Below are 19,628 nucleotides of genomic sequence, written 5' to 3'. Positions count from 1 at the left end.
CCTATCCGCCCGCCTGCCGCAGGATGTCGGTGGCGAGCCGGCCCAGGACGGCCTTGTGCGGGGCGAGCATCGCGTACCAGTAGGCGCGGCCGGCCGAGCCCGCCGGGCGGAAGACCGTGGTCTGGCGGTAGACGAGGGTCCCGTCCGGTCCCGGTTCCAGACAGATGTCCAGCCAGGCGTCCCCCGGCATCCGCACGAGGGACCGCAGCCGCAGCCGCCGCGGCGGCTCGAGGGCCTCGACCGTCCACCAGTCCAGGCGCTCCCCGGCCGCGAGGCGGTCCGGGTCCTCGCGATGCCGCAGCCGCCCGGGCGGCAGGCCCAGGCGGTTGGCCGCGGCGCGGGCGGCCCACACCCGGTCGGTGCTGTACCAGCCGCGCTCGCCGCCGATGCCCTCGACGACCGCCCACACCGCGTCCCGGTCCGCCGTGGTGGTCCGCTCCACGGTGTCGACGTAGAAGCCCCGCGTCTGTGCCATGCCCCTATCCAAGCACGCGCTCCCGGCCCGGACGAGGGGCCGGGCCCGGGCGGCTTTGGCAGTCCGGGCCCGGGCAGGGCGCGGCCGGGCAGGGCGCGGCCGGGCAGGGCGCGGCCGACCGCGGCGCACGACGATCCCGCCCGGACGGGGGATCCGGCCCGGACCGGGTCCCCGGGGCTCAGCCCCGGGAGATCCCGAAGCGGGCGAGGTGCTCCAGCAGGCCGTCGGTGGTCTCCAGCCCCGGCAGCTCCGCGGGGGCGACCCAGCGCACGGCGTCGGCGTCGTCGCCGGGGCGCAGCACACCGCCGAGGTAGGTGGCGGCGACGTCGTGCACCTCGTAGACGAGGCCCGGTCCCCCGGGGACGCGGACCGTCCCGAGCTCGCGCTCCGCGCGCACCCGGGCCCCGGTCTCCTCGAACGTCTCGCGGACCGCCGCCTGCGCCGCCGTCTCCCCGGGCTCCAGCTTCCCGCCCGGCACGCTCCAGCGTCCGCGCTGCGGCTCCCGGCCCCGGCGGACCAGCAGGAGCCGGCCGTCCTCCCGGACGACCACCGCCGCGGCGGCCTGGACGATGCGCATGCCCCGACCCTACCGAGGGCCCGCGCCGGGCCCGGGGGCGCGAGTAGAGTGCGAGTGCCGCCCAGCACACCGCCGACCCACCGGAAGGGCCACCCGTGAGCGACTCCGTCCTGTCCCGCCTGCACGACCCCGCCCGGAAGGGCTTCGCCAGCGACAACCACGCGGGGGTCCACCCCGAGGTGCTCCAGGCCCTCGCGATCGCCAACGGCGGTCACGTGGGGGCCTACGGCGCCGACCCCTACACCGAGGCGCTGCAGGACGTGGTCCGCCGGCACTTCGGGGAGCAGGCGGCCTGCTATCCGCTGTTCAACGGCACCGGCGCGAACGTCATGGCGCTCGCGGCGATGACCGACCGCTGGGACGCGGCGATCTGCACGGCCACCGCCCACGCGCACGTGGACGAGTGCGGGGCCCCCGAGAAGGTCGCGGGCGTGAAGATGCTGGCCGTGCCCACGCCGGACGGCAAGCTCACCCCGGAGCTGATCGACCGGGAGGCGCACGGCTTCGGCTTCGAGCACCACGCCCAGCCGCGCGTCGTGACCGTCACCCAGTCCACGGAGCTCGGCACCGTCTACACGCCCGGGGAGCTGCGCGCGGTCTGCGAGCACGCCCACGGACTGGGCCTGACGGTCCACCTGGACGGCGCCCGGCTCGCCAACGCCGCCGCGGCCCTGGACGTCCCGCTGCGGGCCCTGACCACCGACGCCGGCGTGGACGTCGTCTCCTGGGGCGGGACCAAGAACGGGCTGATGGGCGCGGAGGCGGTCGTGGTGCTCACCCCGGACGCCGTGCGGCAGCCCCGGTTCGTGCGCAAGCTCTCGACCCAGCTGGCCTCGAAGATGCGCTTCGTCTCCGCGCAGCTGCTGGCCCTGCACACGGGGGACCTGTGGCTCGAGGCGGCCCGCCGGGCCAACGCCGCGGCCCGGCGCCTGGCCGCCGGGATCGCGGAGGTCCCCGGTGCCCGGGTGACGCAGGTCCCCGAGGCCAACGCGGTCTTCGCGGTGCTCCCGCCCGGGGTCACGGCCCGGCTGCAGGAGCGCTGGCCGTTCTACGTGTGGGACCCGGCCGCCGGCGAGGTCCGGCTGATGTGCTCGTGGGACACCACCGAGGAGGACGTGGACGGGTTCGTGGCGGCGCTGCGGGAGCAGATGGCCACCGCCGCCCCCTGACCCCCGGGGGCCGCCCGGCGCCGGAGGGGTCGCACGGCGGTGCCGGGAGCGGTCCGCGGCCGCGCGCTCACACCGGGGTGACGTAGGCCCCGGAGATCCCCCCGTCCACCAGGAACGTGGCGGCGTTGACGAACGAGGCGTCGTCGCTGGCCAGGAACGCGACCGCCGCGGCGATCTCCTCCGGCTCCGCGAACCGCCCGGCCGGCACGTGCACGAGCCGGCGCTGGGCCTGCTCGGGGTCCGCGGCGAACAGCTCCTGCAGCAGCGGCGTGTTGACAGGGCCGGGGCACAGCGCGTTGACCCGGATCCCCTCCCGGGCGAACTGCACGCCCAGCTCCCGGCTCATCGAGAGCACACCGCCCTTCGAGGCGCTGTAGGAGATCTGCGAGGTGGCCGCGCCCAGCACGGCCACGAAGGACGCGGTGTTGATGATCGACCCCTTCCCCTGCTCGCGCATGTACGGGAGGGCGTGCTTGCAGCAGTGGAAGACGCTCGTGAGGTTGACCTCCTGCACCCTCCGCCACGCGTCGAGGCCGGTGTCCAGGATCGAGCCGTCGTCGGTGGGGTTGATGCCGGCGTTGTTGAAGGCGATGTCCACCGATCCATAGGCCTCGTGCGCGGCCGCGTAGAGCGCGACCACGTCGGCCTCGTCCGCCACGTCGGTGCGCACGAACAGCCCCCCGACCTCCTCGGCGGCCGCCTCCCCGGCCGCGGGGTTCAGGTCGGCGACGACGACGTGCGCGCCCTCGGCGGCGAGCCGGCGGGCCGCGGCGAGTCCGATGCCGCTGGCGCCTCCGGTGATGACGGCACTGCGGCCGACCAGACGGCGGGCGTTGACCTCCATGGGTCCTCCTTCAGTGGTGGGGGTAGTTCCCTCGGGACGGTGCTGGGCCGGGATGTCAGTCGTCGGCGAGGAACACGTTCTTGGTCTCGGTGAACGCCTGCGGGGCGTCCGGGCCGAGCTCCCGGCCGAAGCCGGACTGCTTGAAGCCGCCGAACGGGGTCCAGTAGCGCACGGAGGCGTGCGAGTTGACGGAGAGGTTCCCGGCGTCCACGGCGCGGGACACCCGCAGCGCCCGCCCGACGTCCCGGGTCCAGATCGACCCGGAGAGCCCGTAGTCGGTGTCGTTGGCGATCCGGACGGCGTCCGCCTCGTCCTCGAAGGGCACCACGGCGAGCACGGGGCCGAAGATCTCCTCGCGGAACACCCGGGAGTCCGGGGCGGGGGTGAGCACGGTGGGCGGGAACCACCAGCCGGGGCCCTCGGGGGCCGTGCCGCGGAAGGCGACCGGGGCGTCGTCGTCGAGGAAGGACGCCACGGAGTCCCGGTGCGCGGCGGAGACCAGGGGGCCCATCTGCGTGCGCTCGTCCCACGGGTCCCCGCAGGCGAAGTCCCGCACGGCCGGTTCCAGCAGCTCCAGGAACGTCTCGAGCACGGAGCGCTGGACCAGCACGCGGGAGCGGGCGCAGCAGTCCTGGCCGGCGTTGTCCAGGGCGCCGGCGGGGGCGGACGCGGCGGCCCGCTCCAGGTCGGCGTCCGCGAAGACGATGTTCGAGTTCTTCCCGCCCAGCTCGAGGGTCAGGCGCTTGACCTGCTCCGCGCACCCGGCCATGATCCGCCGGCCCACCTCGGTGGAGCCGGTGAACACGACCTTGCGGACGTCCGGGTGGGTCACGAAGCGCTCCCCCACCACCGAGCCCTTGCCGGGCAGCACCGTGAGCACGCCCTCGGGCAGGCCCGCCTCGAGCGCGAGCTCCCCGAGCCGGATCGCGGTCAGCGGGGTGAGCTCGGCCGGTTTGAGCACCACCGTGTTCCCGGCGGCCAGCGCCGGGGCGAGGCCCCACGCGGCGATCGGCATGGGGAAGTTCCACGGCACGATCACGCCCACCACGCCCAGGGGCTCGTGGAAGGTGAGGTTGACCCCGCCCGGGGCGGGGATCTGCCGGCCGGAGAGCCGCTCGGGCGCCCCGGAGTAGTAGGTCAGCACGTCCCGGACGTTGCCCGCCTCCCAGCGGGCGTTGCCGATGGTGTGCCCCGCGTTGCGCACCTCCAGGGCCGCGAGGTGCTCCAGGTCGGCGTCCACCGCGTCGGCGAACCGGCGCAGCAGCCGGGCCCGGTCGGCCGGGGCGACGGCGCGCCAGGTCCCGAAGGCGCGCCGGGCCCGCTCCACCGCCGCGTCCGTCTGCTCCAGGGACGTCAGCTCGACGGCGCCGACGACCTCCTCCGTGGCGGGGTCGATGATCTGCGTGGTGGTCATGGGATGCGGGTGTCCTCTCGCTGTGGGGCGGCCTCTGCCCGGCCGGTCCTCCCGGGGCGGTCCTGCCGGGCGCGGTGCTGCGCCCAGCCGTGGGCCACGCGGACGAAGCCCTCGAAGAGCCGGGCGTCCTTCCGGTTCTCCTCGGGGTGGAACTGCACGCCGAGCGTCCAGCCGCCCTCGAGGGTCTCGACGGCCTCGATGGTCCCGTCCTCGGCGCGGGCGGTGACGACCAGTCCCTCGGCCACGGTCTCCAGGGCCTGGTGGTGGTAGCACGGGGACCAGGCCGTCTCGCCCAGCAGCTCGCGGCAGCGGCTGCCCGGCGCGGTGCTGAACTCGACCTCCCCGTAGCGGCCCGGCTCCGGCTGGTAGCGCACGGCGTTCTCGTTGACGTCCGGCAGGTGCTGGATCAGGGTGCCGCCGAGGGCCACGTTGAGGATCTGGGCGCCGCGGCAGATCCCGAACAGGGGCATCCCGCGCTCCAGCGCCGCCCGGGTCAGGGCGAGGTCGTGCTCGTCGCGGGAGGGCTGGGACGAGGTCAGCTCGTGCCGGTCGGCGCCGTAGAACTGCGGGTCCACGTCCACGCCCCCGATGACGATCAGCCCGTCCACGAGCTCCAGCACGTCCGGGTCCGTGCCCACCGGGGGCAGCAGCAGGGGCGTGCCCCCGGCCGCGGCGACCGCCTCCACGTAGGCGCCGGGGACGATCGCGGCGACGGAGTTCCAGACCCCCCAGGAGCCTTCCTGGTAGTAGGTGGTCAGCCCGATCCGGGGCCGGTACCCGGGCCCGCCCGGCTCAGAGGCGCTCGAAGCCACGGCGCATCTCCCAGTCGGTGACGGCGGCCTCGAAGGCCGCCAGCTCCACGTCGGCGTAGTGCACGTAGTGCTCCACGACGTCCTCGCCGAACAGCTCCCGTGCGAGCTCCGAGCCGGCCAGCAGGTCCCGGGCCTCGCGCATGGTCGAGGGCACCACGGGGGCGTCGGACTCGTAGGCGTTGCCCTCGGTCATCGGCTCGAGCTCGAGCTCCTGCTCGATGCCGTGCAGCCCGGAGGCCAGCATCGCGGCGAGCGCCAGGTACGGGTTCACGTCGCCGCCGGGGAGCCGGTTCTCCATCCGGGCGGACTGCCCGCTGCCCACCAGACGCACGGCGCAGGACCGGTTGTCCACGCCCCAGGCCACCGAGGTGGGGGCGAAGCTGCCCTCGACGAAGCGCTTGTAGGAGTTGATGGTGGGGGCGTAGAACAGCGTGAACTCGCGCATGGTCCGCAGCACCCCGGCGATGAACCGGTCGTAGGTCCGGGACCGGGCGTCCCGCTCGCGGTCCCAGAACACGAGTTCCCCGTCCGGCCCGCGCAGGGACATGTGGATGTGGCAGGAGCTGCCCTCGCGCTCGTTGGGCTTGGCCATGAAGGTGATGGACTTCCCCTGCTGGTGGGCGATCTGCTTCGAGGCCAGCTTGTAGACCACGTGGTTGTCCGCGGTGACCATGCCCTCGTCGTAGCGGAAGGCGATCTCGTGCTGGCCGAGGTTGCACTCGCCCTTCGCGGACTCGACGGTCAGCCCGGCCGCGTACATCGCGTTGCGGATCTCCCGCAGCAGCGGCTCGACCCGCTGGGAGCCCAGCACGGAGTAGTCCACGTTGTACTGGTTGGCGGGGACCAGGTTGCGGTAGCCGCCGTCCCAGGCGTCCTCGTAGCTGGTGTTGTACACGCAGAACTCCAGCTCGGTGCCGGTGACCATGGTGAAGCCCAGGTCCCGGGCGCGGTCCAGCTGGCGGCGCAGCATGGACCGCGGCGACATCGGGATGGGCCGCCCGCCGTGGCCGGTGAGGTCGCACTGGATCAGGACCTGGCCGGGGTTGTGCGGCATCAGCCGGATCGTGTCCAGATCACAAGCGAACTCCATGTCCCCGTAGCCGGAGGACCAGCTGCTGATCGAGTAGCCGCCCACGGTGTTCATCTCCGTGTCCACGGCCAGCAGGTAGTTGCAGCCCTCGGCGCCCTCGTCGAGCACCGAGTCCAGGAAGAACTGCGCGTGGTTGAGCTTGCCCTGCAGCCGGCCCTGCATGTCGGTGAAGGCGAGCACGACGGTGTCCACGAGCCCGTCGGCGACGTGCCGGCGCAGCTGCTCGACGGTGAGCATCCGGTCGTTGCGCGGGTGCTGGGGAGTCTGGGTCATGGGTCCGGTCCTTCGTCGCTGAGATCGGTGGTGCCGCGGGGGTGGCCACGGTGGTGGGGAACGGCTGGTCAGTGCAGGTCCGCCTCGGCGGTGCGGATCTGCGCGAACTCCTCCTCGGGGGCGTGGCCCACCAGCCGGTGCCGGCTGTAGAACCAGTAGTAGGCGAGGAAGACCACGAACACGAGGGCGGTGATGGACGCGGCGAGCACGTCGACCAGGAACGTCGCGACCACCGCCACCAGCGCCAGCACCAGGGCGATGCCGGTGGTGACCACGCCGCCCGGGGTGCGGTAGCCGCGCGGGAGGTCGGGCTCGCGCAGCCGCAGCACGATGTGGGAGAGGTTCAGCAGCACGTAGGAGACGGTGGCGCCGAACACCGCGATGTTGATGAGCAGCCCGCCGTCGCCGGTCACGGCCGCCAGCACGAAGCCGACGGTGCCCGGCACGATGAGGGCGACCCACGGGGTCCTGCGCTTGCCGGTCAGCGAGAGCCACCGGGGCAGGTACCCGGCCCGGGAGAGGGCGAAGAGCTGCCGCGAGTAGGCGAACATGATGGAGAAGAAGCTCGCGACCAGCCCGGCCAGGCCCGCGTAGTTCACGATGTTCGCCATGACGCTGTCCGCCCCGGCGACCGCGCGGATGGCCTCCGGCAGCGGGTTGTCCGAGGTGCTCATCGCCTCCGAGCCCGCGGCCCCGGGGACGAGCACGAGCATCAGCGCCCCGGAGACCAGCAGGAAGGCCATGGCCACGATGATCCCGCGCGGCATGTCGCGGCGGGGGTCGGCGGTCTCCTCGGCGGCCAGCGGCACGCCCTCGATCGCCAGGAAGAACCAGATCCCGTACACCAGGGCCGCCATCGCCCCCGCGTACCCCATGGGCAGGAACGTGCTCGCTCCCACGGCGTCGTCCGGGACGATGTCGAAGAGGTTGGCGGCGTCGAAGTGCGGCACGAGCGCGACGACGGTCACCCCCAGCGCGAGCACCGCGATCACGGTGATCCCGAACATCAGCTTGAGGGCCTCGCCCACCCCGTACATGTGGATGCCCATGAACACGAGGTAGGTCACGAGGTACACCGGCCAGGAGTTGGTGATCCCGAACAGGCCCAGCGCCTCGATGTAGCCGCCGATGAACGTGGCGATCGCCGCCGGGGCCACGGCGTACTCGATCAGCACGGCCATCCCGGTGGCGAAGCCGCCCAGCGGGCCCAGCGCGCGGCGGGCGAAGCCGTAGCCGGCCCCTGCCGTGGGCAGGGTCGAGGAGAGCTCGGCGAGGCCGAAGACCATGCAGGTGTACATGAGGCCCATGAGCACGAAGGCGATGAGCAGCCCGCCCCACCCGCCCTCGGAGAGCCCGATGTTCCAGCCGGAGAAGTCCCCGGAGATGACGTAGGCGATGCCCAGGCCCGCGAGCAGCACCCAGCCGGCGGCGCCGGAGCGGAGCTGGCGGTGCTGGAAGCACTCGTCGGTGCGGTCGGGCTGGGCTGGGGAGTCGGGCATGGGACGATCCCTCCGGGTTCCACAAAGGTCTGAAAACAGACATATGGCGCGAGTGGTCACAGTCTGTGGGCTGCTCCCCGCCCCGTCAAGACCCCGGGGCCCGGCCCGCCGTGCTGACGGCCGCGGGCGGATGACGCACAATGGGGAGCATGAACCAGACCGACGCCTCCGACCGCTCCCGCTCGCAGAACTCCGGCCAGGGCCCCTCCTGGGCGTTCATCGCCGTGACGGCGGGCTTCCTCGTCTCCGTCGCGCTGATCATCGCCGTGGGCGTGGTCGCCCTCGACCTCAGCTAGGCGGAACCCCGCCGGGCGGCCCGCCGGCACCGTGGTGCGGCGGGCGCCCGCCGCACCGCAGGGAGGAGCGCCACCGTGAGCGACCCGGTCCAGCACCCCCTCATCCGGCCCGTGCGGCAGGGCAACGCCTTCGAGGAGGCCGTGGAGCGGATCCTCGACTCGATCCGTCTCGGCCTGTTCCGCAGGGGCGAGCGGCTCCCGCCCGAGCGGGAGACCGCGGCGATGCTCGGCATCTCCCGCGCCACGCTGCGGGAGGCCCTGCACGAGCTCCAGGCCGCCGGCGTCCTGGAGGTGGTGCGCGGCCGCTACGGCGGGACCTTCGTGACCGGCCGCACCGCCCTGCCGGACGGGACCCTCCCCCCGGTGGACCCCGCGGACGTCGAGGACGTGCTCGTGTTCCGCGCCGTCGTCGAGCCCGCCGCGGCGGAGCTGGCCGCGGCGGCGGCCCTCAGCGCGGCCGCCCGGGAGCACCTGCTCGCGTGCCTGCGGCAGGTCGAGGAGAGCTCGCCGGAGGACTACCGTCCCGCGGACGCCCGCTTCCACATCGCCGTCGCGGAGCTGGGCGGCTGCCCCAGCCTGGTCCGCGCCGTCGCGGAGGTCCGCTCGCGGGCCAGCGACCTGCTGGACCGGATCCCCCTGCTGCCGGTCAACCTCGAGCACTCCGACCGCCAGCACCGCGAGCTCGCCGACGCCGTCCTGGCCGGGGACGCCCCGGCCGCCCGGGCCGCCTCCCTCGCGCACCTCGAGGGCACGGCCGCGCTGCTGCGCGGCTTCCTGGGCCACGGCACGCACTCCCCCGGCGACGGCGCCCCCGGTGGCCGCCGTCCCGGCTGAGCTGCCCACCGGCGGGCAACGGGCGGATCCCGGCGCCCCCGGCGGGTCCGTCAGCACGTCCTCGACGCGCCGGCCGAGAGGTCCTGGTGCTCGGGCAGGATCCGGTCGGTGTTGCGCATCCGGCAGCCGATGAGGTTCTCGAGCCGCTCGAAGCTGTAGAGCCCGCCGCGGCCCTGGCCGAGCTGGGCCAGCCAGGGCCAGATCCGCTCCGGCGGGGCGTCCACGGTCACGGCGTGGGTCGCGGTCCAGGCAGGGACGGGGAGCAGCTCGTCGCCGAGCCAGGTCGCGGAGACCTCCTCGGGCGTGGCGCCCCAGGACGTCCGGCGCCGCCGCAGGAGCGGCCACGGGTCTTCCCGCGTCCGGGCGCACCGGCTCGCACCCCGCGGTGCCGTGGGCGTCCGCTGACCTCCGGCGCACGGGGCAGGGGCGGACCGTTCCGGTCCGCCCCTGCCCCGTGCGCCCGTCAGTAGAACAGCGCGGTCACCCGCATGAGGGTCGCCGTCACTCCGTAGGCGAGCGGGACCCCGACGAGGACCCACCCGAGTGCCAGTCGTGCCTTGGTCATGTCAGGACTCCTTCGCGTGGACCTTGGTGCCGGACGGTGCGGGTTCGTGGTACTTGGCGTCCACCGGCTTCACGAGGAGGTTGGCGACGAAGCCGACGACCAGCAGGCCGACCATGGTCAGCAGCGCCGGCTGGTACGCCTGCGAGGTGAGCTCGCCGGGAGTGCCCTGGGCGTCGAGGAACGCGTTGACGATGAGGGGTCCGGCGATGCCCGCCGCGGACCAGGCCGTGAGCAGGCGGCCGTGGATGGCGCCCACCTGGAAGGTCCCGAAGAGGTCCCGCAGATAGGCCGGCACCGTGGCGAAGCCGCCGCCGTAGAACGAGATGATCACGAAGGCCAGCAGCACGAACAGCAGGGTGGAGGTCGAGCCGAACAGCGCCAGCACGGTGTAGAGGACCGCCCCGACCCCGAGGTAGATCAGATAGATGCGCTTGCGGCCCAGGATGTCCGAGGTGGTGGACCACACGAAGCGTCCGCCCATGTTGCCGATGGACAGCAGGCCCACGAAGCCGCCGGCCACGGCCACCGTCACGAGGGAGCTGCCGTCCGCCTGGCGGAAGAAGTCCTGGATCATCGGGGCCGCCTGCTCGAGGATGCCGATGCCGGCGGTCACGTTGCAGAACAGCACGATCCACACGAGCCAGAACTGCCGGGTGCGGATCGCGTTGCGGGCCGAGACGTGGTTCTTGGTGACGAGGGCCTTGGACTTGACCTTCGACGGGTCGAACCCCTCGGGCTTCCAGTCCGCGGCGGGGACCCTGATGGTGAACGCCCCGAAGAGCATGTAGGCGAGGTAGACGACCGCCAGCGTCAGGAACAGCTTGCCGACGGCGTCACCGCTCGCCACCCAGCCCGGCGTGCCGGAGTCGGGGTCGTTGAAGTTGAGCAGGGCCGCCGAGAGGGGGCTGGCGATCAGCGCGCCGCCGCCGAAGCCCATGATTGCCATGCCCGTGGCGAGGCCGGGACGGTCCGGGAACCACTTGATCAGCGTGGAGACGGGCGAGATGTAGCCGATGCCCAGCCCGATGCCGCCGATGACCCCGTAGCCCAGGTAGACGAGCCAGAGCTGTTCGGTGAAGATCCCGAGCGCCCCGACCAGGAACCCGCCGGACCACAGCAGCGCGGCGGTGAACATCGCCTTGCGCGGCCCGCCGGTGTCCACCCACGTGCCGAAGACGGCGGCGGACAGCCCCAGCATGACGATCGCGATGGAGAAGATGATGCCGATCTGGGTGAGGCTCGCGTCGAAGTGCGCCACCAGCGCGTTCTTGTACACGCTGGTGGCGTAGGCCTGTCCGATGCACAGGTGGACCGCGAGGGCTGCCGGCGGTATGAGCCAGCGGTTGAATCCCGGTGGCGCCACCGAGTGCTGTCGATCAAGCCATCCCCTGCCCCGACTCCTCATCTGCTGCGAACACTGCGCGAACGGTGCGTCCCGGGCGGACCGCACACACCCGGGCCCGGGCACCTGATGGTGAAGCATGTCACACGGTGCAGAAATTTGGGAAGCAACCTGCTGACCGGCGCGCCGGTCCGGGGCGCTCAGCGGCCGCGCAGGGACCGCCACGCACGCCGCCAGAAGGCGACGAAGCCCCGCTCCGCCACGGCCCGTTCCAGCCGGTCGATCTGCCGGGACTGGTCCCGGACCACGCCGAGGAGCTCGTGCGCGAGCTCCTCGGCGGCGTCCAGCCGCCGGTGCAGGGCGGCGGCCTCCTCGGCTGCCGCGCGGCGCAGGTAGAGCGGCAGGCCGATCCCGTGCTCCGCGCTCCACTGCCGCAGGCGGCGCTCGCGCACCACCAGCTCGTCCTGCGCGGCGGAGGCGCCTGCCACCCGTTCGCTGTGCCCGGGCGGGCGCGCGGGGAGCAGGCCCACGGTGAACGTCTCGAGGAAGCGGAGCACGAACTCCCAGTCCGCCGCGGCCCCCAGGGTCTCGTCGTGGTCGCCGAGCACGCCGTGCACCGCCCGCCGGTACACGAACGGCGAGTCGACCGCAGTGCGGTCGCCGTCCAGCACGTCCGTGAGGGTGAGCACTCCCCGGTCCGGCCGGCCCGGTCCCCGTTCCGGCCGGCCGGACGGCGCCTCCTCGGCGGAGCCGGGCGCGTCCTCGGTCCGCACCACGACCCCGTCGTCGCTCACGAGCGGGTCCTCGAGGTGGGCCACGGCGCGCTGCAGCAGCGTGGGAGGCCAGTGCCCGGTCCCGTCGTGCCGGACGACGAGCTCGGACTCCCCCGCCCGCAGCCCGCGGTTGGCGGACGCCGCGGGGCCGAGGGCCCTGCGGTGGTGCAGGACCGCCACCCGCCCCGCGAGCTCGTCCCGCAGCGGCGCCAGGACGTCGTCCACCTCGGCAGGGTCGCCGCCGTCGTCCACCACGACCAGCCGCCAGTCGGTGAACGTCTGCGCCAGGAGGTCCTCGACGGCCCGGCGCAGACGTGCGGGACCGCCGCGGTGCCGCAGCACGACCGCGACGGTGGGGCGCTCGGGCGGCACCGCGGGGACGGTGTACCGGCGGCGCAGCGCCCGCACCACCGGGGCGCCGACTCCGCGCGCCGCGACCGCCGTCTCCGGAGCGGGCGGAGCCGGCCGGCCGTGCAGCGCCCCGGCCACTTCGTCCCACCAGCGGGCCGCCGCGTCCCGGACCGCCGGCTCGGCGTCCGCCAGGGCGGCACGCACGGCCCCGCGGTGCTCGACGGCCTCCGAGGCCCACTGCTGGACGGCGGCACGGGTGTCCCACGCGACGTCCCCCGGGGTGAGCAGCGCCGCGAGGGGCACGGCGCCGCCGCCGAGCCCCCAGCGGCCCAGGACGACGTCCATGCCGTTCAGAGAATGTTTCTCCGGCGCCACGGGGAGCACGACGGCCCGCGCCGCGGAGCCGAGGACCGCGCCGCGGGGGCACGTGGTCAGGACCCAGTCCGCCCGGAGCGCGGCCGGCCCCGTGCCGTCCCCCGCCGGCGCGACCCGGCGGACGTCGTCCCGCAGCCGCGCCGCGACGTCCGCCGCGAACTCCTCGTCGGCGGACGTGCCGCCGCAGGCCAGGACCGCCACCGTCCCGCCGGTCCGGTGCACCAGGGCGTCCAGCAGGGCGGCCAGCACCGGAGCGGCCACCTCGGGGGGCCAAGGGCCGCCCGGGCGCCCCACCACCGCGGCGATCCGCGGCGGCGCCGCCCCGTCCGCCTCCTGCCGCTGTGCGGCCGGCCCGCCCGGCGCCCCCTGCGGGCCGGCGGGCCCCGGCAGGAGGAGGTCGTCCTGCCGGCCGACGCGCAGGCCGGGGTGCTCGGGGCACAGCCGGCGGGCCACCGCCAGGGACGCCTCGTCCTGCAGGCCCACGAGGGAGGCGGTCGAGAGCAGCCGGCGCACGGGCTCCTCCGGAACCGCCCCGGCGCGGAGGACGAGACCGCTGATGACGACGGGCCGCCCGGCCGCCGCCGCGGCCCGTGCGCGGTCGAGCCAGTGGCCGAGCCGGGCGTCGTCCGCGGGCGCGTCGGCCCCGGGCCCGAACAGCAGGAGCGCGTCCGCCTCGGGAGGCGTCCCGAGAGCTTCGTCCCCCGGCTCGGGGTGGTCCGGGGAGGGCGCCGCGGGCCCGGGCTCGCCGGCCGGGTCGACGAGCCGTGCGTCGACCCCGCGCAGGGAGAGCTCCCCGAGGAGCCGGCCGATCTCGTGCGCCCCGCCGGGGAGGCGGACCGGGCCGACCGGTCCGAGAAGTACGTCGATGGGCATGACGGAACGGACCTTTCCTCGACCGATGCGTGCTCCCCCATTCTTCCAGCCGGGCCCTCCTCCGCCCGTCCCCGGCACGGGCGGGACCCGCCCGGACCGGAAAGGGCCGCCCCGGCCGGGTCCCGCCCGGTCGGGATCCGGTGTGCGAGGTTCCGGGTCCGCACGGAATCCCCTTGCCCGCGCGCGGGCGGGTCCGCCACTGTGGAGGAACACAGTGCACCATCTCCCCCGGCGGCGACCGCCCGGAGGACCACGAGCCCTGGGACCCCCCTGACGCACCACCGCATATTCCTCCGAAGGCATGTGCCGGGCGGACGCCGGGTCCGCCCGGGCACTCGGTCCTCCCGCCGCCGGAACGGGCCGTCGATCCCCGGCCCCGGAGATCCCGCGCACCGCACCGCGGGAGACGTCGAGGAGTCCCACCATGTTGAATGCAGCCGTCATCAGCCCCCAGCCCATGACGCGCATCGCGCTCCAGCGCGAGTCCGTCGAGCACCCCGAGCACGGCGTGCGGGTGAGCGCGGTGGCCGCGAGCGTCCCGGAGTTCCTCGCGCAGAGCCCCGCGGAGGAGATGGTGGTGCTGCTGAGCCTGAACACCCTGGACGGCCGCAGCCTCGTGCAGAACGTCACGGACCTCATCGGACGGGAGCACACCGTGGTCGTGCTGGTGCCGCCGGACGACCTCGCCCGGGTCCGCTCCGCGTTCGCCTGCGGGGCGTCCGGTGCCGTGGGCAAGTGCGAGCCCATCAGGACCGTCTTCCGGACCATGCGCCTCTCCCGCCAGCTGGGCCACTTCGTGAGCGACCTGCTCCAGTCGGCCCTGGTCGAGCTGCCCAGCAGGGCCCCGGCGAAGCTCTCCGCCCGGGAGCGCGAGGTGCTCGCCCTCTACGTGGACGGTCTCCAGGAGCAGGAGGTGGCCGGGCGGCTGCAGATCGCGGAGTCCACGGTGGAGGAGCACCTCAAGCGGATCCGCCGCAAGTACGCGCTGGTGGAGCGCCCGGCCCGCACCAAGCTCGAGCTCTACAAGCGGGCCGTGGAGGACGGGATCATTCCGCCGGTGCTGCCGCTGGCCTGAGCACCGGACCGGCCGCGCCCGGGGACGCTCCTCCGCTGGGCTCCTGACCGGCGGAACGCTGCCCGGACCGTTGTGGCCGCCCCGTTGTGCCGCGCCGCGGACGCTCCTACGCTGGGGGAACAGCACCCTGTGCCGTTCCGCCTCCCCCACCGGAACCCCAGCCCCGGCGGGGCCGAACGCCCGGACCGCTCCGAGTCCGCCCGTGACCCTTCCGGCACCGCCGGCGACGGTCCGCGCACCGCCGCCGGGCACGAGCAGCAGCCCGGAGGACGCGCCCCGCCCACAGGAAGCCGATCCCATGAACGCCGTGGACCGCGGGGACCAAGACCACGAGACCGCCCGCGAGCTCGAGAAGCTGCGCAACCACCTGACGGGGACGCTCGTCGAGCCCGACGACCCGCTCTACGACGAGGCGAGACGGGTCTGGAACGGCATGGTGGACGTGCGGCCGCGCGCGATCGTGCGGGCCGGCGCCGTGTCCGACATCGACCCGGTGCTGGCCGCCGCCCAGCACACGGGCCTGCCGCTGGCCGTCCGCGGCGGCGGGCACGGCGTGGCCGGCCACGGCACCGTGGAGGGCGGACTGGTCCTGGACCTCGGCGCGCTGCGCGGGGTCCATGTGGATCCCGGGACCCGTCTCGTGACGGTCGAGCCCGGTGCCACCCTCGCGGACGTCGACCGCGCCACCGTGCCGCACGGGCTGGCGGTGCCCCTCGGCGTGGTAAGCGCCACCGGCGTCGCGGGGCTGACCCTCGGCGGCGGGGTGGGCTGGCTGACCCGCAGCGACGGCCTGAGCCTCGACAACCTCGTGCACGCCGAGGTGATCACCGGGACCCGGGAGCACCTGCACGCCGATGCGGAGCACAACCCGGACCTGTTCTGGGGCATCCGCGGCGGCGGCGGCAACTTCGGGGTGGTGTCCTCCTTCACCTTCCGCGCCCGGGAGCTGCCCCCGTCCGTGCTGGGCGGGAACCTGTTCTACCGGCCCGAGAAGTGGCGCACGGCCCTGCAGGCCTTCGCGCGCTGGACGGCCGACCTGCCGGACGAGATGAACGGCATCGTCTCGATCCTCCGGCTGCCGCCCAGCTTCGGGATGGGCGACGAGCCCTGGCTGATCATCGCCTTCGCGTGGATGTCACCCGACCACGCCGAGGGCCTGCGGCTGGCCGAGCGGCTGCGGGCCGACGCCCCGCCGGACGAGGAGGAGGTCGGCCCGGTGCAGTGGACCGAGTGGCAGGCGGCCATGGACGAGCTCTTCCCGAAGGGCGCGCGCGCGTACTGGAAGAGCGCCTCCTTCTCCCGCCTGGACGACGAAGTGGTCGACGCCCTGCTCGGCGTGGCCTCGGAGATCACCTGGTTCGGCACGGGCATCGACATCCACCACATGGAGGGGTTCTTCGGGCGGGTCCCCGCCGGGGCCACCGCCTTTCCCAACCGGTCCGCGCGGTACTGGCTCAACGTCTACGGCTACTGGCCGGACGCCGCCGAGGACGCCCGCCTCACGGCGTTCGCCCGCCGCGTGCACGCCGCCGTGGCGCCGTTCGCCGACGCCGGGCAGTACGTGAACTTCCTCGGCGCCGAGCACGGCCCGGTCACCCCCGAGGCGGCACGGGAGGCCTACGGGGAGCGGACGCACCGGCGGCTCGTGGAGCTGAAGGACCGCTACGACCCCGCCAACCTGTTCCGGCTCAACCACAACGTCCTGCCGAGCACCGCCTGACCGCGCCCGTGGCCCCGGCCGCCGCGCACTTGGGAACTACGCAGTACGACGGGGCGGCGGGGTGCGCCGGCCGGTCGGGCCGCCCTGCCGCGGCGCGGGCTCAGGGGGCGCCGAGCAGCCGGAGCACGGCGGCCGCGACCGCCCCCAGCACGACGACCACGAGGAACGGCGTCCGCAGCACGAGCGCGAGCCCCGCCACGAGCAGCGCGCCCAGCCGGGCGTCGAGGGCCAGGGCCTGGCCGGAGCCGAACGCGTTCATGACCACGAGCGCGGCGAGCAGGCCCACCGTGACGGTGCCCGCCATGCGCCCCACGCGCGGGTCGTCCAGCACCCGGTCCGGCACGAGGTAGCCGACGAGCTTCAGGGCGTAGGCGAGCGCGCACGCCCCGAGCACCCAGAACCACATGCTCATGCCCCCGCCTCCTGCCCGCCGGGGCCGGAGGCGGCCCCGGCCGGGCCGGCGCCGCGCGAGCGGCCCAGGAACGCCGCGACCACGGCGGCCACGAGGATCGGCAGCCCCGCCGGCAGCACCGGGATGGTCAGGGCCGTGACGAGACCGCAGACCACCGCGACCGCCACGGGCTCCCGGGCGCTCAGCCGCGGCCACAGCAGGCCCAGGAACGCGGCGACCGCGGCCCCGTCCAGACCCCAGCGGGCGGGATCGCCCAGGGCGTTGCCGAGCAGGGCGCCCAGCACGGTGAACAGGTTCCAGAGCACGAACACGCCGAGGCCCGCGGTCCAGAACCCCCGCCGCTCCTCGACCGGATGGACCTGGGAGGAGGCGGCCGCGTTGGACTCGTCGATGGTCACGTGCGCGGCGAGAAGCCGGCGCCAGCCGCGCGGGCGGACCAGGGCGTTCATGTTCATCCCGTAGACGGCGTTGCGGACCCCCAGCAGGGTCGCCGCCCCCAGCGCCGAGGCCCCGGCGCCACCGCCCGAGACCACGCCGATGAAGGCGAACTGGGAGCCGCCCGTGAACATGAGCGCGGACAGGGCTACGGTCTGCCAGAAGCTCAGCCCGGCCGCCACGGACAGGGCCCCGAAGGAGATGCCGTACAGCCCGGTGGCCACGGCCACGGACAGCCCGATCCGGACCGCCGGCGAGGACCGCCAGTCGACGGGAGCCGCGTGGCTCACGACGCCCCGGCCGCGGACGCCCCGCTCAGGTCCGGCGCGGGCTCCCCCGTGCTCCCGTGCTGCTCGGCCGGCGTCCGGCGCCCCTGGGCGGCGTCGAGCGCGTCCAGGGCCTGGACGAGGGCGAGGTGGGTGAAGGTCTGGGGGAAGTTGCCGGTCATCCGGCGCTGCTCGGGCGACCACTCGGTGGAGAGCAGCCCGAGGTCGTTGGCGCGGGACAGCACCAGGTCCACGAGCTTGCGGGCGCTGTCCGTGCGGCCCGAGCGCGCGTACTGGGCGGCCAGCCACAGGGACGCTCCGAGGTGCGGGTTGTCCTGGCCGGGAAAGCCGTCCACCCCGATGACCCCGGAGTACGCGTCGGGGTCGTCCGGATCCACCGGTCCCAGCACGTTGCGGTAGCGGTGGATCAGTCCGCCGGGGTGGCGCAGCTCCTCCTCGATCCGCCGCACGGTCCCGAGCATCCGCTCGTCGTCGTAGGCCACGAACCCGACCTGCGGCAGCTGGAGCAGGGAGGCGTCCACGGTCTTCGACCCGTAGTACTGCACGAAGGAGCCGGCCTCGGGGTCGTAGCCGCTGGTCCAGATCTCCTCGGCGAGCGCGTCCCGCAGCTGCTCCCAGAGCTGCGCGTCGCCGGGCAGGCCGTGCACGCGCACCGCGTCCACGCCGCACTGGAGGGCCGCCCACATCAGCACGCGCGAGTGCGTGTAGTACTGCCGCTCGCCGCGCATCTCCCAGAGACCCTGGTCCGTGACCTCGTAGTTGTCCACGACCGAGCGCAGCATCGCCTGCTGCAGGGGCCAGGAGAGGTGGTCCTCCACGGCGCCGCGGCGGCGGAGCCGCTCGAAGACCACCATGACGTGGCCCACGGCGTCGGACTGGTGCTGGCCCGCGGCGCCGTTGCCCTCGCGGACCGGCCGGGAGCGCTCGTAGCCGGGCAGGTCGAGCTGGTGCTCGCGCCCGCGGCGCTCCCCGGCGACCCCGTAGATGTTCTGCAGGTCGTGCGGATCCCCCGCCACGGCGCGCAGCAGCCAGTTGCGCAGCTGCGCGGCCTCGCGGTCGTGGTCGTGGTCGAGCATGACCTCGAGGGCCATCGCGGCGTCCCGCAGCCAGGCGAAGCGGTGGTCCCAGTTGCGCTCCCCGCCCACCACGTCCGGCAGGGACGTGGTGGGGGCGGCCACGAGCCCGCCCGTCTCCTGGTGCATCAGGGCCCGCACCACGAGCAGCGAGCGCCGGACCACGTCCGAGCGCCGGGCCACGGCGTGGCCGCGGACCGGGACGATGTGCACCGGCTCCTCCCCCTCCACGGCCGGCGGGGAGTACAGCCCGGACCACTCCTGCCACAGCTCCACGGTGCGGGTGAGCTGCTCGTTGACGTCGATGGGCGCCGGGGGCGTGCGGTGGGACGGGAAGTGGGTGAGGACGAAGTCCCGTGCCTGACCGGCGGAGACGGTGAAGGTGCCGCGGTGGCGGCGCTGGTCGTCGTCGTCCGTGGACTCGGGCAGGGGCTCCCCGCGCAGCACGAGGGCGTCCGGGCCGGCCATGGCCACGAGCATGGGCGGGGCGGCGTCGCCGCCGCCGGGGTCCGCCTCCCCCTCGAAGCGGCTGACCCAGGGGACCACGGCGCCGTAGCCGAAGCGCACCCGCAGCTCGTGGTACATCTCGACCTCCCCCGTGAGGCCCTCGACACGGCGGACCACGTCCGTGCGGGAGGTCAGCGGGAGGAAGTCGGTCACGCGCACGGAGCCGGAGTCGGTGACCCACACGGTCTGCAGCACGAACGTGTTCTCCACGTAGAACCGTTCGGCGACCTGGGCGCCGCCCTCGTCCTCGTCGAGGACCTCCCCGTCCTCCCCCTCCACGACCGTGCACGCGGGGGCGAGCAGCCACCGTCCGTGGTCGGCCTCCCCGAGCAGGGCGCCGAAGACCGAGGGGGAGTCGAACCGGGGAGCGCACAGCCAGTCGATGGACCCGGTGCGGGAGACCAGCGGACCCGTGCGCATGTTCGAGAGCAGGGCGTAGTCCTCGATCAGTGAAGCCATGCCTCAAGATTCGCACACCTGCGGCGACGCGCCGGCACCGGGGTGGATCTATACCCCCAAGGGGTATACAGTGGGGGCGGGACGACCGAGGAGGAGCT

Annotated in this window: 19 protein-coding genes; 5 read left to right on the top strand and 14 right to left on the bottom strand. The window is 74.4% G+C overall.

Annotation, left to right across the window (positions count from 1 at the left end; all coding sequences use genetic code 11):
- Position 1: 1 nt before the first annotated feature.
- Positions 2-475 carry a DUF2867 domain-containing protein gene (locus AVL61_RS09680; RefSeq protein ID WP_058874138.1) on the bottom strand — a complete coding sequence of 158 codons (474 nt, stop codon included), beginning with the start codon at positions 473-475 and terminating at the stop codon, positions 2-4.
- A gap of 178 nt (positions 476-653) precedes the next feature.
- Positions 654-1,052: an NUDIX hydrolase gene (locus AVL61_RS09675; RefSeq protein ID WP_058874137.1), complete on the bottom strand. Its 399-nt coding sequence runs from the start codon at positions 1,050-1,052 to the stop codon at positions 654-656.
- Between the two features lie 95 nt (positions 1,053-1,147).
- Here AVL61_RS09675 and AVL61_RS09670 point away from each other — a divergent pair, with 95 nt between their 5' ends.
- Positions 1,148-2,221: a threonine aldolase family protein gene (locus tag AVL61_RS09670; RefSeq protein WP_058874136.1), complete on the top strand. Its 1,074-nt coding sequence runs from the start codon at positions 1,148-1,150 to the stop codon at positions 2,219-2,221.
- 67 nt (positions 2,222-2,288) lie between these two features.
- Here the strand turns inward: AVL61_RS09670 and AVL61_RS09665 are convergent, their stop codons facing one another.
- From AVL61_RS09665 to eat, 5 genes are all read right to left on the bottom strand, one after another.
- Entirely contained in the window at positions 2,289-3,065 is a 777-nt protein-coding gene (locus AVL61_RS09665) for a 3-oxoacyl-ACP reductase (RefSeq protein ID WP_058874135.1), read from the bottom strand.
- A gap of 55 nt (positions 3,066-3,120) precedes the next feature.
- On the bottom strand, positions 3,121-4,479 hold the full coding sequence (locus tag AVL61_RS09660; RefSeq protein ID WP_058874134.1) for an aldehyde dehydrogenase family protein: 1,359 nt from the start codon (positions 4,477-4,479) through the stop codon (positions 3,121-3,123).
- Positions 4,476-5,291 carry a gamma-glutamyl-gamma-aminobutyrate hydrolase family protein gene (locus tag AVL61_RS09655; protein ID WP_058874133.1) on the bottom strand — a complete coding sequence of 272 codons (816 nt, stop codon included), beginning with the start codon at positions 5,289-5,291 and terminating at the stop codon, positions 4,476-4,478. The genes AVL61_RS09660 and AVL61_RS09655 overlap by 4 nt, the downstream gene beginning before the upstream one ends.
- Positions 5,272-6,654: a glutamine synthetase family protein gene (locus tag AVL61_RS09650; RefSeq protein ID WP_058874132.1), complete on the bottom strand. Its 1,383-nt coding sequence runs from the start codon at positions 6,652-6,654 to the stop codon at positions 5,272-5,274. Before AVL61_RS09650 ends, AVL61_RS09655 begins: the two co-directional genes overlap by 20 nt.
- 68 nt (positions 6,655-6,722) lie before the next feature.
- A complete protein-coding gene (gene eat / locus AVL61_RS09645) occupies positions 6,723-8,153 on the bottom strand; it encodes an ethanolamine permease (protein WP_058874131.1) in 1,431 nt (476 codons plus the stop codon).
- 149 nt (positions 8,154-8,302) lie between these two features.
- On the opposite strand from eat, the gene AVL61_RS17870 reads away from it, so the two are divergent.
- Complete coding sequence (locus AVL61_RS17870) at positions 8,303-8,449, top strand: hypothetical protein (RefSeq protein ID WP_157571373.1); 147 nt, start codon at positions 8,303-8,305, stop codon at positions 8,447-8,449.
- 75 nt (positions 8,450-8,524) lie between these two features.
- On the top strand, positions 8,525-9,283 hold the full coding sequence (locus AVL61_RS09640; protein WP_058874130.1) for a FadR/GntR family transcriptional regulator: 759 nt from the start codon (positions 8,525-8,527) through the stop codon (positions 9,281-9,283).
- A 50-nt stretch (positions 9,284-9,333) separates the two neighbouring features.
- On the opposite strand, the gene AVL61_RS18160 is transcribed toward AVL61_RS09640, so the two are convergent.
- From AVL61_RS18160 to AVL61_RS09625, 4 genes are all read right to left on the bottom strand, one after another.
- Positions 9,334-9,513 (bottom strand): hypothetical protein, encoded by a 180-nt coding sequence (locus tag AVL61_RS18160; protein ID WP_058874129.1) that lies wholly within the window; start codon positions 9,511-9,513, stop codon positions 9,334-9,336.
- A 233-nt stretch (positions 9,514-9,746) separates the two neighbouring features.
- Positions 9,747-9,848 (bottom strand): MFS transporter small subunit, encoded by a 102-nt coding sequence (locus AVL61_RS18770; protein WP_424346921.1) that lies wholly within the window; start codon positions 9,846-9,848, stop codon positions 9,747-9,749.
- Position 9,849: 1 nt separating this feature from the next.
- On the bottom strand, positions 9,850-11,253 hold the full coding sequence (locus AVL61_RS09630) for an OFA family MFS transporter (RefSeq protein ID WP_058874128.1): 1,404 nt from the start codon (positions 11,251-11,253) through the stop codon (positions 9,850-9,852).
- Between the two features lie 137 nt (positions 11,254-11,390).
- Positions 11,391-13,562, bottom strand: a complete 2,172-nt coding sequence (locus AVL61_RS09625; RefSeq protein WP_058874127.1) for a glycosyltransferase — start codon at positions 13,560-13,562, stop codon at positions 11,391-11,393.
- 424 nt (positions 13,563-13,986) lie between these two features.
- On the opposite strand from AVL61_RS09625, the gene AVL61_RS09620 reads away from it, so the two are divergent.
- Entirely contained in the window at positions 13,987-14,637 is a 651-nt protein-coding gene (locus AVL61_RS09620; protein ID WP_058874126.1) for a helix-turn-helix transcriptional regulator, read from the top strand.
- 298 nt (positions 14,638-14,935) lie between these two features.
- A complete protein-coding gene (locus tag AVL61_RS09615) occupies positions 14,936-16,357 on the top strand; it encodes an FAD-binding oxidoreductase (protein ID WP_058874125.1) in 1,422 nt (473 codons plus the stop codon).
- Between the two features lie 100 nt (positions 16,358-16,457).
- Here the strand turns inward: AVL61_RS09615 and AVL61_RS09610 are convergent, their stop codons facing one another.
- From AVL61_RS09610 to AVL61_RS09600, 3 genes are read right to left on the bottom strand one after another with little or no spacing between them, the layout of a single operon-like run.
- A complete protein-coding gene (locus tag AVL61_RS09610; RefSeq protein WP_058874124.1) occupies positions 16,458-16,769 on the bottom strand; it encodes an AzlD domain-containing protein in 312 nt (103 codons plus the stop codon).
- Positions 16,766-17,494, bottom strand: a complete 729-nt coding sequence (locus tag AVL61_RS09605; protein ID WP_058874123.1) for an AzlC family ABC transporter permease — start codon at positions 17,492-17,494, stop codon at positions 16,766-16,768. Before AVL61_RS09605 ends, AVL61_RS09610 begins: the two co-directional genes overlap by 4 nt.
- Entirely contained in the window at positions 17,491-19,530 is a 2,040-nt protein-coding gene (locus AVL61_RS09600) for a glycoside hydrolase family 15 protein (protein ID WP_058874122.1), read from the bottom strand. The genes AVL61_RS09605 and AVL61_RS09600 overlap by 4 nt, the downstream gene beginning before the upstream one ends.
- Positions 19,531-19,628 lie beyond the last annotated feature (98 nt).

This window comes from Kocuria rosea subsp. polaris (genome assembly GCF_001483755.1).
GTDB classification, from domain to species: domain Bacteria; phylum Actinomycetota; class Actinomycetes; order Actinomycetales; family Micrococcaceae; genus Kocuria; species Kocuria cellulosilytica.
This window is presented reverse-complemented; position numbering and strand designations above follow the sequence as displayed.